The organism is Candidatus Omnitrophota bacterium (assembly GCA_023819145.1).
Taxonomy (GTDB): Bacteria; Omnitrophota; Gorgyraeia; order DTHP01; family DTHP01; genus JBFWKV01.
Genome location: JAMWCW010000001.1, coordinates 148,111 through 163,449, shown reverse-complemented (window position 1 = coordinate 163,449; position 15,339 = coordinate 148,111). Strand labels below are relative to the sequence as shown.

Sequence of the window (15,339 nt, the reverse complement as noted above, 5' to 3'; positions counted from 1 at the left end):
ATATATTATCTTAATTCTTTCAGTTTGTCAATTATAAACCAAAAAGCTTAAAAGTTCTTTCGCAAATCCGGGATGTTTCTTTGGACTAAAGGAATTTTAAGGCTTGTATAACCAATCCTCCACTGATAGGTGGGATAGGGAATAATATAAAAAACCTTCCAAACCTTCTGTCCTGCAGAATACCAAAGATGGATTTCTTGGGTTTCTTCATCATAAATAAAACTTGTCTGATAAATTCTTGTATTATCCCAAATTTTTCCCGTTCCTCTGGTCAATACCGGTGAAAGTAGCGTTGTCCAATTAAGAGGATTATTTGTTCTCGCAAAATATAAATCTGTTCTATCAGCAGAAGTGCCTTCTTTAAAGCCGGGAAAAAACATCCAGAACTCTCCTTGGGAGAGAATGTAATTCACCTCCAGATGCCAGATTTGAATACCATCTATATTTATATTTACTTTACTTGCCTGGCTCCAATTAACGCCGTCGTAAGAGGTGCGATATTTAACCTCGGTATGGCTCGCATTAATACCCTGTCTTCCTGAATCTACATACCAAAGATGATAAACTCCTTCTCTATAAACTATGGAAGGAGAAAGCATGCCAAAGAAGGGTTCCCACAATATCAATTCCGGTTGAGTCCAATTTATCCCATCGGAAGAACGGATTCTAAAAAGATAACTTTTATTGTCTTTAAACCGCATAAAATAAATCCATAATTCATTGGTTTCCTGATTGTAAATAAGGTCTGGGTCGGCATGATAACCCATGTTCACTCTCTCTACGATAGGATTTTTCAAACCCGGAGGAACTTCCCAATAAAAACCATCGTGGCTAGCAACAATCGATGGATTCTCAAAACTCCGTTTGCTCCAAGGATAGGGAGTAAAAACCATCCAATAAGCATAACCTTGCCAACCTTGAGGAAAATAAACTATATCGGGATGTACTGCCTGTCCACTGCCATCATAGGTAGGAATACGTAGATAATCAGGGGCATTTATAAAACGCATCTCTTCCCAAAAAAAATCATAATCCTTGGGCAGTAAATCTCCTATGGGATATCCATCCGTATCTTCTCCAGATAGACCCGCCATGTTGTCTATAGAAGATAAGAATCTATTCAGATTCCCTACATTAGCAGGAACTCCTTCACTTTCTTCTACACCGCTACAAAAAGGCATTTCGGGATTTAACCATTCTCTTCCCTTATCCCAAAATTCTAAAAAATATGGGTATACTTTCTTTGTGTTTAGAAAGAGAAACACCAAAAATATCCAAAAAATAAAAAGAACAAACTCTCTTTTCAACTTTTAAATCCTCTCTTCCAAAAATTCTTTAATTCTCTTCAAACCCTCAACAATATTCTCCATCGAGGTAGCATAAGAAAGCCTAATATATCGTTCATCGCCAAAGGCGCCTCCGGGAACAACCGCTACGTGAGCTGAATTTAAGAGCACTTCAGTAAAATCCAAAGAACTCTTAATCAATTTCTTATCAAGAGATTTACCCAGTATACCCGAAATATCTACCCAGCAATAGAATGCTCCTTGAGGTTTAATTGTTTTAAGCAAGGGCAAAGAATTTATCTTTTCTACCATGCAGTCTCTTCTTTTCCTGAATTCGTTTACCATTTTATTTAAACCCTCCTGACTTCCTCTCAATGCTTCCAAAGCAGCTATCTGAGAAATGGAAGCAGGATTGGATGTAGAATGGTCCTGTAAATTGGACATTGCCTGAATGATTTCTTTTGGACCGGCACAATAACCAATGCGCCACCCGGTCATAGCATAAGTTTTGGAAACACCGTTTACCACCAATGTTTTTTTCTTAACATTCTCCCCAAAAGAAGCAATGCTGATATGTTTTACGTTATCATAGATAAGCTTTTCATAAATCTCATCAGAAATGCACCAGATACCATGCTTTACTAAGAGCTTAGCAATTTCCTCTAATTCCTGTCGATTGTAAACCATGCCTGTAGGATTAGAGGGAGAATTGAGAATAAAAAGCTTTGTTTTAGAATTGATTACTTTCTCTATCTGCTGTGGGGTGATTTTAAAACCATTTTCTGCCTTCGTTTCTACAATCACTGGCTTTGCACCGCTTAACTTAATCATTTCTGGATAACTCAACCAGTAAGGAGAAGGTAAAATTACTTCATCATCTTCATCACAAAGAGTAAAGATAGCATTAAAAATAACGTGTTTTGCTCCACAGGAAACGATTACCTCTTCCGGAGAGAAATCTAATTGATTATCATTTTTAAATTTTGCACAAATTGCTTCTTTTAATTCTCTTATTCCTGAAGAAGGAGTATATTTTGTAAAACCACGCTCAATGGCACGTTTTGCTTCCTCTTTAATATGTAAAGGGGTATCAAAATCCGGTTCTCCTGCGCCAAAACCAATTACCTTTATCCCTTCATTCTGCATCTGTTTTACCTTAGCGGTAATCCCTAAGGTTAACGACGGACTGATTTGACTAACCTTATTTGATATGCTCATCTCTCTCCTTTCTTTAAGCAACTACCAGTTAGAACTTAATCCTCCTTCTAAACGTTTTTCTTTATCTGAACTTAAAAAGCGTAGAAAAAATTTCTTATTCTTTTTCAAAAAACTCATTTCGAAACTTAACTCTATTCCCAAGGGCTCGCCATTTTTATTCTTAAGCGCAAAAACTAAATTCTTATCATCACGCCTCTTAATTTCTGTCTTAAAAACTATCCCTGGCAAGCCTTTGTCTCTATACTCTATCTCAAATAAAAGTTTATTTTTTTCTTTAATCCGCCATTCGCCCAGAAGCGAGAAAACGTTCTCCCGGTAGAGCTTTCTTACTCCCACCCCTATCCTGCACTTAATCTCTCCTTCCCTTCCGCGCTCATCGGGAATATTCCAATACCCCACAAATTGAAAGAAAGAATTATTTTTAAAATCAAGAACATAACTTATGCGCCTCTTCTTACAAATCTCCCAGTAGCCTTTAAATTCTATATATTCTACGGTTTTCTCTCGCGTAAGTAAATCTCTTTTTTCATAAGTGTAGATAATGCTATAATTTTCGTTTACCTCCCAACCAGAAGAAAATTTCAAAACATCTTCTTCTAAATCCCGTGTAACTAAAAAAAGCAACTGATTAAATTCATCCGCCTGCCACCTCCCTCCTAAACGCAGTAAAGTAATATTTTCTTCTTCTGGAGCTTTTTTAAAGCGGGTCTGAAAAATCAGTTCTTCGGCTTCAACCGCAATTATCTTACCCTTAATCTCAAGTATGTCTCCTTTATAATGGTAATCCGTATCCTCAAGTAACAGACAGAGATTATGATTCTTATCCAATCTCCATCTACCTTCAAACTGTATTCGCCGTGGTAAGTCAAGTTCTTTGGTAAAACGCGATTTGGGATGGGGAAAAAATATTAATTCATTATTCTTAATCTTAAACTCTCCTTCTACGGGATACATTTTGTTTTTTGCTTTTATAACTAACCGATTATATCTATCAGTGGAATAATGGAATTTTCTCATTAGATTTTATCCATTTTATCGAACTGTTTAAAAATAGAAATGAGTTTTTCTTCTAAAATTTTAATACGCATCTTAAAAGCACCAGGAGAGATAAATAGCGGTTAGAAATTAGGGCTTATCCTCTGAGCAAGGTCAGTGTAAAGCACTCCCCAATGTATCAAGTTATCATTCCCCATCGCACCACCACGTTTTATATTAGGTAAACCGAGAAGCAAGTCAATCTGTATTTTCGCCCAACGGTCAAGTGGATTATCCTTAAGATATGCCTTTATTACCTGAACTATTTTCCATCGTTGCTCATTATATTCCATATTGGGTATATCTGAGATATTAGACATGCCGTGATTAAACTCCTGTTCTATCGTTCTCCATTTGTAGAATGCCTCATAAAGAATAGGAGAATAGACATTTTTGTTAATAATTGTTTTCAAAACTATAAGAGCATCCTCAGTCGCTTTATAGCGATTAACTACCTCAATGTCGGTGTCTTCCCGGAGATAACAATCGGTTATTTTCAACATAACGCAATCTCCAAAAACGGTCCCTGAATATTTTTCTTTTAATTTATTTAAAATACTATAAGCCTGCAGATACTTTCTGGACTTCATCAACTTTACCGCCTGCAGGAAATTGTTTTTATCCTCTTCATTATCTATAAATTTCAAAATTTCTTCTACAGGCATTGAAGTCCCCGCTTGTTTCTTAACATCCTTAAACATCTTTAAGTTCTCTGAATATTTGGCATATAGAGTATTAAAAGTTCTAAACTCCGATTTAATCTTACTTTCATCTTTTTGGTCAATACCTGTATAGATTGATTTAAGACTTGCAATAATTATCCCATACATATTTTTCAGTCCATTTAATTCCTCGGGAAAATCTAAACTCTCAAGATGTTCTTTTATTTTTTCTAAATCTCCTATAGCTTTGAGCGAAGCCCTGCCCCATTCGTTCCGATCCTCAACCCATCCCAAATATTTATACATTTCTATGGTTACCGCAGAAGTCTGTAAATCAACAAAAATAAGCTTATCCAAATAATCATTTATTTCCGCAGGAATTGCCCGTTCAGAATAAATAAATGACAATAGAAGAATCAATAAAACTATTTTTCTAGAAAACGTCTTAAACTTTTTTAAGCTCATGAGCGTATATTAGGTTAGCTACTATACCTTATAACAATAAAGAGAATTTTGCAACAAAAATGAATAACCCTCATTTAAAAAATTACTAAACAACAAAAAGAGATAACTTCCTTAATGCTCTCAATTTATCATATTCGCCTATCTTTGCCTGATTAAGACAATCCTTTAAAACCTGAATAGATAAATCGTATGTTCTTCTATTTACCGGATAAGGATAGCCATCTTTTCCACCATGCGCAAAGGCAAAATTCACCGGGTCATAAAAAGAAACCTTCTTACCATAGATTAACTCAGAAATAAGCGCTAAAGCACGAATAGTTTTTGGGCCTACCCCTTCTATGGCGAGAAGTTCTTCAAAATTTTCTGGTCTTTCTTCATAAGTCTTTAGTAAAATTTTTCTTAAATTTTCTGGACGAATATTCCTGAAAGATAAAGGATGCTTTGAGGATAATTTTAATTCTTTAACTTTCCTAAATTCTTCCAAAACTTTTTGGGGTTTTTCTCGCGACAAAATAACACTCATTGCTCTCGCCGATGAACTCTCTTTTGCCACCATATTTAGAACTCTACCTCTTTGGTCACAGCAAATCGCCTTATGGGGTTCGCAAACAAAATCCTCCAAATTCTTGCTCAACCAGTGATATCTTCTTGCCCAACGTGTATCTTTGTTCATTCCCTGTTGGATTACACACCATTGGCCGTCGCGGGTCAAGATAAAACTGTGATGATAAATTTGATAACCGTCCTGCAAAGCAGTAGAATCTACTTTAGCAGACATCTTGCTGGCATAGACAAGTCGTTCGGGTGAAACCTCAATGAATCTTTTCTCCGCAAGCTGCTCTATTTCCTGAGGAGTCTTACGCGCAACCCCACCTTTGCCTCCGCAGACAAAAATTCCCAACTCTTTGGAAACATCCCTTAACCCTTCTTTGATTGCCCCACAAACCGTGGTAGTCAACCCTGAAGAATGCCAGTCAAAACCTAAAACGCAACCAAACGCTTGGAACCAAAAAGGGTCAGATAGTTTAAATAAAATCTCCTCTTGCCCAAATTCCTTAACTATAATTAAAATAATTTCGCGGGCAAGAACTTTCATTCGGGTAAAGAGCCAGGAAGGAGCTTTACCATAATGCAAAGGCAGGTGTGCTATCCCCGTTTTCATCTTTTTATTTTTTTATTATAATATAAAAATATGAATAAGCAAAATAAAATTAGAAAAAGCATTGGTTATTCTTTGTGGGATGGGATTTTTGCCTCTTGTATGTTTGGATTGACTACCGATTATATCACTCCTTATGCCTTGGCTTTGAAAGCAAATGTAAAACAAATAGGAACTCTCTCCGCCTTATCCAATCTTTCATCTTCTTTAGTCCAACTAAATCCGCGGATTTCACAGAAAAAATGAAAAGCAGGAAAAAGATTATTAATATCTTTGTTCTTTTACATGCCCTAATGTTTATACCACTTGTCTTTATTCCTTACATCTTCAAAGAAAATACCGTGTTTTTTCTTATTCTTTTTGTAGCTCTACTCAACAGCTTAAATGCCTTCGCCGGGCCACCTTGGACTTCTTTAATCTCTGAATATATTCCTTGGCAAAAAAGGGGTAAATTCTTTGGTAAAAGAAATAAACTTTTTCAAACCATAATAATCAGTGCTTCCTTTATTTCCGGATTTATATTGCATTTTTTGAAACAAAAACCGTTAAAAGGCTTTGTTATTATTTTTAGCCTATCATTTATCTTTAGAATGCTCTCTTGGTTTTTCTTAATCCGGATGTATGAACCTCCTTTTAGGAACAGACCTGAATCATATTTTAGTTTCTTAGATTTTATTAGACGCATCAGGGAGTCAAATTTTTTGAAATTTGTAACCTTTGTCTCTGGACTAAACTTCTCTGTGAATATCGCCGCTCCCTTTTTCTCAGTATTTATGCTCAGAGACCTCAAATTTAATTATTTGACCTATACCATTTTGGTTACAACCGTAGCAATGTTTTCCATCATTTTGGTTGACCGTTGGGGGAGGATGGCAGATGAAGTAGGGAATGTGCGGATTCTAAAGATTACTTCCCATTTTATTGCCTGTCTTCCTTTTCTCTGGATTATTAATCAAAACCCTCTTTACCTATTTTTTATCCAAGCACTATCAGGATTTGCCTGGTCGGGATTTAACCTTTCAGCAACAAATTTTATTCTTGATGCAGTAACCCCTCAGAAAAGAACGCGGTGCGTTGCCTATTTTAATGTCTTTAATGGAATAGCTCTCTGTCTAGGAGCGTTTTTAGGAGGTTTCTTAGTAAAATACCTTCCTCCTTTAAGAGGCTATAAAATTCTTCTCCTTTTCCTAGTTTCAAGTTCTTTACGTTGGCTGGTAGTGCTTTTACTTTCTCGAAGAATTAGAGAAGTGCGAGAGGTAAAAAAACAACCCCTTCTCAGCTACTTTTGAAGGTAACTGACTTAAAGAAAGTTCTTAAGACCTTTTAAGGTATACTAAGCAGTATCAACCTGCCTATATATGCTTTTTTGAAAATTATGAAATAAAAAGCCCTACTTCTTCTTTGATTAACTAATAAATTCTATAGACTTAAGTTTATTTTGTTGCTTGTGCTTTTTTCTTTAGAGTATTAATTGCCTTAACCATTATAAAAATAGCAAAGGCCACGATTAAGAAATCAAGCAATGTATTGATAAATTTACCATAATTCAAGGCAACTTCGGGCTTATCAAGCACAGCTTGCTTTAGAACCAATTTCAAATCTTTAAAATCCACTCCTCCGATGAGTAGCCCGATGGGAGGCATAATCACATCATTAACCAGTGAAGTTATCACTTTACCAAAAGCAGCACCAATAATAATACCTACTGCCATATCAATAGCATTCCCTTTAACCGCAAACTCCTTAAATTCTTTAATGATTGACATCTTGCCTCCCCCCTCCTAATTTTATGCTTAAATTTTTATGTTTAATTGATATTTTTTGTTTCTTACTCTATTATCCTACCAGCTTATCAAACTCCTCCACACTAAGTGCAGGACAGGTAGTAAAACCAATCCCCGTCAGTTTTGTGAGTCCAACCGAAGCCTTAAGCGCTTGTGTATTATCAGGAAAATCTGCCAAGAAAGCAAGGTCGTAGTTTCCTAAGAGAACATACATTTTCTCCACTTTCCCTCCTGCTTTCTCAATTAACTCTGCCCCCTTTTTTGTGCGCTCTTTACTAATCCCCTTAATCCCTTCCAAAGTATACTTACCTAACATCAGAAATTTTGCCATGCTTCTTCACCTCCTTCCCAAACTTTTCTTTAACTGATTTTACTTTACTCTCAATACTTATTCGCTTATCTCTGCGCTCATCAATCTCTATTTTGGTCAAAACTCGCTTTGCTCCCGAAGTAATAACTGCTCGATGCATCTTTTGTGCAATTTCTAAAAGCCTCTTCAAAGACCTTGATTCCACTATGGTTCCCATCGCCGTAATTTGCATCTTAACATCCTTCTCTCTCATTAAAACTTTCTCGGCACAAGCAACATATTTACTTAAAGATGTTCCCTTCGTTCCAATAGGTATGATATTTATATCCATTATAGGCATAAGTGTCCTCCTATTTTACCTCAATAATTTCTGCTTCCATCTTATCAAGATCAAGGATAGCGCAGGTCGCTCTCCCCGTAAGCCACCCCCCTGCTTCTCCCGGATTTATAAAAAGAGTGTTTTTCTCTTTTTTTATCTCGGCGATATGCGTATGCCCTGAAACAACCACCGCAGGAAGATTGTGTTGGTTAAGGTTTCTAATTTGAGATAATTCGTGAACTACAAGAATTTCTTTATCTCCAAGATTAAAAATAAAGGGAGGCTCTTTAATCTTTCCTTTTGATTTTTCTTTCAATCCCATTATTTCTCCATCATTATTACCAAAAACACCTACAAAATCAAACCCCTTTTCAAAATATGGCTTAAGAGAAAAAGGGGCGACAAAGTCTCCAGCATGAATAAAGAAATCCACTCCTTGCTCTTTAAATAAATTTAAGGCTTTCTCTGCGTTATCAAGATTATCATGAGTATCAGAGATAATTCCTATCTTCATGTCTTAGATTCGGTCTGGGCATAGAAAAGAGAAATTTTCCTTTCTACCATTTCACTTTTACATTTAGGACAAGCGGGTTTCATTTTCCTGTATTCTTCCAAAGAGCATTTTACTTCAAAGTTCTGACTGCATTTTATACATTGAAATTCATATACAGGCATAAGCTCACCTCCTGTAAAAATCAAAAAAATTTAATTTTTCTCTTATTTTAATTATAAAAATTTTTCCTCTAAGAGGCAAAGACTTTTTGAATAAAGAAATTTTAGGCCCAAACTTCTTTCTCTATTCCAATTGCTAATACCTAATCTTTAGTAAAATGCAGTTTCACTTCTTCAAACTCCCCGCCGAATCAAGTGGGGGAGAAAGTTTTTGTATTCCTTGCGTCTGTACCTCAAACTGGATAGTCGAGGGAAGCCGGGTAGGTTCATCGTCAATCATTAGATAACTGGATTTAGGAATTAATCCTTTTTTAAGCCAAGCAATATCATCGTCAATAATCACGTATTCAGTGCCCGAAGAAATACGCACTGCCTGTATCTTCTGGCCAATAAATCTACCCTGACTGCCTGAAATATTAGGTTTTAAAGGCGGGGCGAGGTCGATAATAGAAACATAACCGATATTACCGCTTTTGGGGTCAAAATTTTTCACCTCAATAATTTTCTTATCCGGAAGTAAAAATTTAAAATTTCCACTTCCCAATTTCTCTACTCTTGTTCCTTGGGGCAAGGTGACGGTCTTGGTCTCAGCAAAGGCGGATGTCAAATTTACCAAAAGCATCAAAACTAAAAAATATCCTAATCCTTTACTCATTTCTTAACCTCCTTTCTAAAAATTATTCTCTATTATAATTCTCTCTATCTGTTTACCTCAAAAATTTGTAGCGTGTCAAACTCTCGGTTCTAAATTCCGAACGCGACCCCCTTTCTCCTGACCTCAGTTCAACCACATAAGTTCCGGGCCGTGCAGAAAAATTGGGGATAGAACGATGCATCATCCCCCCTCTGCCAATCCAAATAGGTCCTAATCTTGCTACCTCCCTTCCCTCGTGGAATATAAAAACCATTAAATCTCTTATATCTTCACCGCTATTAGTATTTGAACCTATATTTAGTTCTACATTCTGACCATCGGCAAACTCCTCCGGCTCTGCCCAGAGTCGTGTAACCCTAAGCCCTAATTCCCCAACAACATTTAAATCAATTAAACGCGGAGCCGTAGTCCTTCCTGCCTCATTAGTAGCAGTAAGACTAACCTGGTATCTGCCCAATCCTACGCTACCGGGTATGGTATAGGTATAGTTTCCTGATGCATTAGAAGAACGTAAATTAATACCCAATGAAGGCGAAGAAATACGCACTTCGCTAATCCGACTCATCCCGGACTCAACTCGCCAATTAATTACAATTCTATTATTGGGCAAAACAGTAGTAGGTTCTATACTAAATTCACGAATCGTCGGTTCATCTTGAATAGGAACTCTTGGTCCTTCAGGAACCCTTTGAGTAGTGGGCACCTGGGGTGGGGTTGACTGTGGGGATGGCTGAGCTTGGATTTGTTGCGGAATAGTAACTTTTTTCTGCTCGGCGCAAAAACCTACTCTTAATGGCATAAATAAAAAAGAAACTGTTACTAAAAACAAAACAACCAGAAAAACCCTTCTTTTATCCATCCTTTCCCTCCTTTCTCTATTTTTAATAAAAGGGGTTATTTTTTTTCGAGAGAAAAAACGCTTTTACCAACAATTAAATCTCACCTCATCTTAAACATTTGGGGCGAGCGAGGAGATTTGAACTCCCAACGCCCTGAGCCACAGTCAGGTGCTCTGACCAAGTTGAGCTACGCTCGCCAAAGTCTTATTAAAGTCTTATTCTTTTACAGGTTCTTGTAATTTATCCTTTATTGCCTTTAAAGGGTCAGTTATTACCTTTTCTACTCCTTCTTTTGTTTTATCAGTAACCTTTTCTAAAATAAGCAGAGGTGCCTTACCTGCCAATCTATTGGTTATTTGCTTCCAGAGACCTTCCCCTATTTTAGCATAATCTATCTTGGGCTGGTCAAATTTTGTTTTTATGTCAAAATCAAAACTTATTTTACCTTCTTTATCTTTAAATGTTTCAACAACTTTATCCAGAGAAACACCAAAAATCTTAGAAGCAGTCTCCTCCGCGATAATCTTTTCCAGGACAATTTTACATTTTAAACTTAAATCATTCGCCTGAGAATTAGCATCGGCATAAAAATTGATTATTCCCTGGCTAATTTTACCCGAAATCGCCTCTCCTAAATATGGCTTAACATTAAAATAATCTAAATTGTCTAAACCAAATTTTGCCTCCATATCCTTGCGCGTAAAATTTATCCATCCTGAAGACCTGAATTCTGCAAAATTTTTCACAATTTCTCTGCCTAACTTTGCCTCTAAAACAAATTCGGTAGCAACATCCGTCAAGGGAAAGGCAAGTTTGCTTAGGGAAAAATTAATGTCCTTAAGAAGAAAATTAAACGGTGTTTCTCCAAGAGCCTTGTCTATAAAGTTTACCTCTCCGTTGTTTATTAAAAATTTTAGAACCAATAGAGGAAGACTTGTCCCAGAGGAAGTATTTATTCGAGAAGTAATAAGGTCAGAAAAGTTAAACTTATCTTTAGTTAGTCTCACTATTTTCAACTGTGGATTATCAATTAATAGCGAATATAAAAATAACTTTCCTTTAAGAATTGGAATTATTGCCGGAGTAATCTTTATTACATCTACCTTCAAGAATTCCTGTTCTTCTTTTTCTGAAGGTCTATCCAGAATAACTAAATTTTTTACAGAGAGAGAAAGAGGAAAACTCAAATCTATGCTCCCAATACTAACTGGACGATTCAAATAATTAGAAAGTTGAATAGCCAAAAGAGAGCTAAGTTTAAACCTTAAGAAGAAATATCCTAAAATAATGATTGTAATTAAAAAAAATAAAACTATCTTCTTTATCTTTTTCATCCCTTAACTAATTCAACTATTTAACTAAACTCTCACGCGCCTGGGCCGAATCGAACGGCCAACACCCTGCTTAGAAGGCAGGTGCTCTATCCTATTGAGCTACAGGCGCATTAACTTATTTCCTCCAGTGAATCCGTCAAGGTTTTGTGGTGGAGAGCTACAGGCGCACATTAGTTTATTACCAAATTGATGAACTAATAAACTGCTAATTCTGATCCTTTAAATCTCAAATAATATAAGATACTCTTTATCGGGGAGGGCGGACTTGAACCGCCGACCTCTTGGTCCCAAACCAAGCGCTCTAAGCCAAACTGAGCCACTCCCCGGAATAAATCGTTAAATTACTAAATTGATATTAATTTTAACAAGAGAGGATAGTTAAGTCAATTACAAAAAGGAAAGAGATTACTCAACAGTTCCGTCTAATTTTTTTATTCCTTGAATGAAAAGTTCCAATTCTTTAGGATTGTCAGCAAATTCTCTTGCGGTATCCAAACTTATCTTTTTATCAAAATATAAACGCGCTAAGGACTGATGGAAAGTTTGCATTCCAAAAAATGCACCGGACTCAATGTATTGATTGAGTTGATGGAGTTTGTTTTCTCGAATCAAGGAAGAAATGGTAGGTGTTCCTACCATTATCTCTAAAACAGGAATTCTACCCTGAATATCAGAACGGGGAATAAGTCGCTGGGAGATTATTCCCTTTAATAAGAGGGAAAGATGCATCCTGATTTCATCATGCTGATGGGGAGGGAAAAAATTAATGATGCGTTCCACAGTCTGAGAAGCGTTGATAGAGTGAATTGTGCTTAAAAGAAGCTGTCCAGCCTCTGCCGCCATAATTGCCGCATGCATTGTATCCCTATCGCGAATAGTCCCAATAAAAATCACATCCGGGCTCTGATAGGTGCTTTCGCGCAAAGCATCCATATAGGATAGACAATCCGCACCAATTTCTCTTTGTGTAATCACCGACTTCTTATTCTCAAATAAAAATTCAATGGGGTCCTCGATGGTTAGGATGTGCTTTTTTCTATTTTGATTAATATAGTCAATCATACTGGCAATGGTCGTAGATTTCCCACTTCCCGTAGAACCAGATAAGAGCACAAACCCCCTTCTTTCTAAAGAAAGTTTCTCCAATATCTTGGGAGGAAGTCCTAAATCAGCAAAGGAAGGAATTTTTCTTCTGACATTACGAAAAACTAAAGACGGCTGTTGACGGTCTAAAGCAAGGATGCCCCGGAAACGACCTATGTCCGGTAAATCCAGGGCAAAATCTACTTCTTTCCTTTCCCGAAAGATATTTATTTGTTCGGGGGTAAGCAGGGTTTTGATTATATCATCCATCTCTTGAGAACTTATAGGTTTTTCTGATTCTATCAGCGTAATTTCCCCCAATAGTCTTAAATAAGGAGGATACCCTACTTTAAAGAAAATCTCCGAGGCGTCTTTCTCAACCATTATTTTAAATAAATTTTTTATCTCCATTTGCTGATAAAGAATACCATGGAAAAAAATCTAATGCAATAATATTTTTGCTTGATAAATCTCTCTTTTGGTTATAGAATGTGATTGTTTATGAAAAAAATTCTGTTTATTATCGTAGCAATTATTATTGTTTTTGTGGGCATCGGTATAATTTTAGCTCACATCGCCATAAATAATTTCATCATTCCCCAAAAAATAGAACCTCTCTTAAGTAATGCTATTCAAGGATGGACAGGTGAAAAACCAGCGATAGAAAAGATTTATTCTTCTTTCCTAAGAGGCATTACCATAGAAAACTTTACCATTTATACTCCCTTTGCAAAATTGCCTCTAAAATTTTCCCAGCTTAATCTAAAAATTGCTTATCTACCATTGTTTTTAAGAAAAGAATTTGTCTATAACATTACCACCTCTCCTATGGAAAAAATTGGGGTGAGTTTTGAGACATCGGGAAATTATTCACTAAGGGATAAAAAATTAACTTCAAAACTATACATCTATGACCTGCCTCTTTCCATTGCCAAGTATCTCTTTCCTCATCTGCCTGTAGAAATCATGGAAGGCAATGCTGAAACAGAGATAAGCCTTGAGATGTCCCCTGCAGGAGACTTAAGCATAGAGGCAAATATCCCTGTAGAGAAAGTTAACCTCAAAGCATTTAACCATTCCATAACTGGTTCCTTTGCGGTTTCGTTAAATACCAAAAAGTCAAAATCCAAATGGGAAATAGTAAAAGCAACATTTAATCCGGGAAATATGATTATTTCTTCTCCTCAACTAAAAGATAATATTGTTATTTCACAAGGAGAAACAATATTCAAAGAAGAAACATTTAATTTAAATAACTTAAGAATATCTTTCAACAATAGACCTTATAAACTTTCAGGAAAAATAACTAATTTATCCACAAAACCGCGCCTTGAATTTAGATTAGAAGATAATAAACTTTCCTTAGAGGGCAATGGAGAATATATAAATAAAGAAATAAATATTGAAAAAGTATTACTGACTCTTCCCCATTCAAAACTAAACCTAAAGGGGAAGGTTCAAAATCTTAAAACAGGGCAAGTTGAATTATATTTAGAGGGCATTATGGATACCGCTGATCTGGAAGCCTTTCCTTTAAGACAAAATATCCAGCCAAAAAAACTAAATCTAACCTCTCTTTTAGAAATTGATGCACATGTTTCTGGAGAATTAAAAAGGTTAAACCTGCTTAATTCTCTTATAAAAGTTAAGGCTAAAAATCTCACGATGGATAAATTTATATTTGAAGATTTTAGTCTGCGTGTAAGAACTGAGAGGGGAATACTGAATACGGAATTAAAAAGCAATGGTTATGGAGGTTCTTTCGTAATCGATATCAAAGACCTTTCTCTTAAAGAAAATCTTCCTTTTGTAGCCAATCTGATTATTGATGAAGTAGATTTAAAAAAACTGAATGAAATCTCTTTGAAATTAGGGAAGGATCTGGCCGGTATCATGCATGGAGAGTTTACTTGTCGAGGAGAAGCAAAGAAATTAAAAGAGTTAAATGGAGAAGGATGGTTTGAAATAATCGATGGCTTACTCTGGGAATTACCTGTTTTCAGTAAATTGAGCAAGATAATAGAGATTCCCGGCATAGAGAAGAATGTCTTTAGAGAGGCACATGCAAATTTTGTAGTCAAGAACCAAGCAATAACCACTAAAGATTTAGAGTTAATCAGTAAGCGCCTAACCCTTAAAACCGAAGGGAGTATCTATCTAAATGGCAACTTAGACCTCAAATTAAGGATGGAATTACCACAGGAAGAAAAGGAAACAAGTGGCGTTCTGGATAAATTTCAGGATATATTATTAAAAGGAGCAGGAAGCCTAATAAAAGAAGTTTATATAAAAGGAACAATCAAAAATCCAGAGTATAAAATCCTGCCTGCTATAGGCAACATTTTTCAAAATATTCTGCAATAAACTTTTTCATCTTCTTCAAAGCACGACTGCGGTGGCTAATTCTGTTCTTTATCTCCTCTCCCAATTCCGCAAAAGTTTTGTTGTATCCGTTAGGGATAAAAAGAGGGTCATAACCAAATCCGTAATCTCCCCTTATTTCTTTTGCGACGCTTCC

Annotated in this window: 17 protein-coding genes, 3 tRNA genes and 1 pseudogene; 3 read left to right on the top strand and 18 right to left on the bottom strand. The window is 36.1% G+C overall.

Annotated features, from left to right (window positions below):
* Positions 1-47: 47 nt before the first annotated feature.
* The 5 genes from NC818_00635 to NC818_00615 form a co-directional block, all read right to left on the bottom strand.
* A complete protein-coding gene (locus NC818_00635; protein MCM8783273.1) occupies positions 48-1,307 on the bottom strand; it encodes a hypothetical protein in 1,260 nt (419 codons plus the stop codon).
* 3 nt (positions 1,308-1,310) lie between these two features.
* Positions 1,311-2,504 (bottom strand): pyridoxal phosphate-dependent aminotransferase, encoded by a 1,194-nt coding sequence (locus NC818_00630; GenBank protein MCM8783272.1) that lies wholly within the window; start codon positions 2,502-2,504, stop codon positions 1,311-1,313.
* 21 nt (positions 2,505-2,525) lie between these two features.
* The gene (locus NC818_00625) at positions 2,526-3,521 is read right to left on the bottom strand and encodes a hypothetical protein (protein MCM8783271.1); all 996 of its coding nucleotides are present in this window, start codon (positions 3,519-3,521) and stop codon (positions 2,526-2,528) included.
* A 101-nt stretch (positions 3,522-3,622) separates the two neighbouring features.
* A complete protein-coding gene (locus NC818_00620; protein ID MCM8783270.1) occupies positions 3,623-4,609 on the bottom strand; it encodes a hypothetical protein in 987 nt (328 codons plus the stop codon).
* Positions 4,610-4,751: 142 nt separating this feature from the next.
* Entirely contained in the window at positions 4,752-5,828 is a 1,077-nt protein-coding gene (locus NC818_00615) for a DUF763 domain-containing protein (protein ID MCM8783269.1), read from the bottom strand.
* 30 nt (positions 5,829-5,858) lie between these two features.
* Between NC818_00615 and NC818_00610 the strand changes: the two genes are divergently transcribed.
* Positions 5,859-6,071: a hypothetical protein gene (locus tag NC818_00610; GenBank protein MCM8783268.1), complete on the top strand. Its 213-nt coding sequence runs from the start codon at positions 5,859-5,861 to the stop codon at positions 6,069-6,071.
* The gene (locus NC818_00605; GenBank protein MCM8783267.1) at positions 6,068-7,114 is read left to right on the top strand and encodes an MFS transporter; all 1,047 of its coding nucleotides are present in this window, start codon (positions 6,068-6,070) and stop codon (positions 7,112-7,114) included. Before NC818_00610 ends, NC818_00605 begins: the two co-directional genes overlap by 4 nt.
* A gap of 162 nt (positions 7,115-7,276) precedes the next feature.
* On the opposite strand, the pseudogene mscL reads toward NC818_00605, so the two are convergent.
* From mscL to NC818_00545, 12 genes and pseudogenes are all read right to left on the bottom strand, one after another.
* Positions 7,277-7,591: pseudogene (gene mscL / locus NC818_00600) on the bottom strand (large-conductance mechanosensitive channel protein MscL).
* Positions 7,592-7,661: 70 nt separating this feature from the next.
* Complete coding sequence (locus NC818_00595; protein ID MCM8783266.1) at positions 7,662-7,940, bottom strand: GYD domain-containing protein; 279 nt, start codon at positions 7,938-7,940, stop codon at positions 7,662-7,664.
* Positions 7,915-8,259, bottom strand: a complete 345-nt coding sequence (locus tag NC818_00590) for an MTH1187 family thiamine-binding protein (protein ID MCM8783265.1) — start codon at positions 8,257-8,259, stop codon at positions 7,915-7,917. The genes NC818_00595 and NC818_00590 overlap by 26 nt, the downstream gene beginning before the upstream one ends.
* 10 nt (positions 8,260-8,269) lie before the next feature.
* The gene (locus tag NC818_00585; GenBank protein MCM8783264.1) at positions 8,270-8,752 is read right to left on the bottom strand and encodes a metallophosphoesterase; all 483 of its coding nucleotides are present in this window, start codon (positions 8,750-8,752) and stop codon (positions 8,270-8,272) included.
* Positions 8,749-8,913: a zinc ribbon domain-containing protein gene (locus tag NC818_00580; protein MCM8783263.1), complete on the bottom strand. Its 165-nt coding sequence runs from the start codon at positions 8,911-8,913 to the stop codon at positions 8,749-8,751. Before NC818_00580 ends, NC818_00585 begins: the two co-directional genes overlap by 4 nt.
* Positions 8,914-9,076: 163 nt before the next feature.
* Positions 9,077-9,565, bottom strand: a complete 489-nt coding sequence (locus NC818_00575; GenBank protein MCM8783262.1) for a hypothetical protein — start codon at positions 9,563-9,565, stop codon at positions 9,077-9,079.
* A 52-nt stretch (positions 9,566-9,617) separates the two neighbouring features.
* Entirely contained in the window at positions 9,618-10,424 is an 807-nt protein-coding gene (locus NC818_00570) for a PKD domain-containing protein (protein MCM8783261.1), read from the bottom strand.
* Positions 10,425-10,523: 99 nt separating this feature from the next.
* A tRNA-His gene (locus NC818_00565) sits at positions 10,524-10,601 on the bottom strand.
* Between the two features lie 18 nt (positions 10,602-10,619).
* The gene (locus tag NC818_00560) at positions 10,620-11,738 is read right to left on the bottom strand and encodes a DUF748 domain-containing protein (GenBank protein ID MCM8783260.1); all 1,119 of its coding nucleotides are present in this window, start codon (positions 11,736-11,738) and stop codon (positions 10,620-10,622) included.
* 35 nt (positions 11,739-11,773) lie between these two features.
* A tRNA-Arg gene (locus NC818_00555) sits at positions 11,774-11,847 on the bottom strand.
* A 141-nt stretch (positions 11,848-11,988) separates the two neighbouring features.
* Positions 11,989-12,064 (bottom strand) — tRNA-Pro (locus NC818_00550).
* A gap of 79 nt (positions 12,065-12,143) precedes the next feature.
* The gene (locus NC818_00545; GenBank protein MCM8783259.1) at positions 12,144-13,232 is read right to left on the bottom strand and encodes a PilT/PilU family type 4a pilus ATPase; all 1,089 of its coding nucleotides are present in this window, start codon (positions 13,230-13,232) and stop codon (positions 12,144-12,146) included.
* A gap of 90 nt (positions 13,233-13,322) precedes the next feature.
* Here NC818_00545 and NC818_00540 point away from each other — a divergent pair, with 90 nt between their 5' ends.
* Positions 13,323-15,185, top strand: coding sequence for an AsmA family protein (locus NC818_00540; protein ID MCM8783258.1), 1,863 nt, complete (start codon positions 13,323-13,325; stop codon positions 15,183-15,185).
* Here the strand turns inward: NC818_00540 and NC818_00535 are convergent.
* Positions 15,151-15,339, bottom strand: a 189-nt coding sequence (locus NC818_00535) for a non-canonical purine NTP pyrophosphatase (GenBank protein MCM8783257.1), incomplete at its 5' end; no start/stop codon positions are given. The two genes, NC818_00540 and NC818_00535, sit on opposite strands and share 35 nt — an antisense overlap.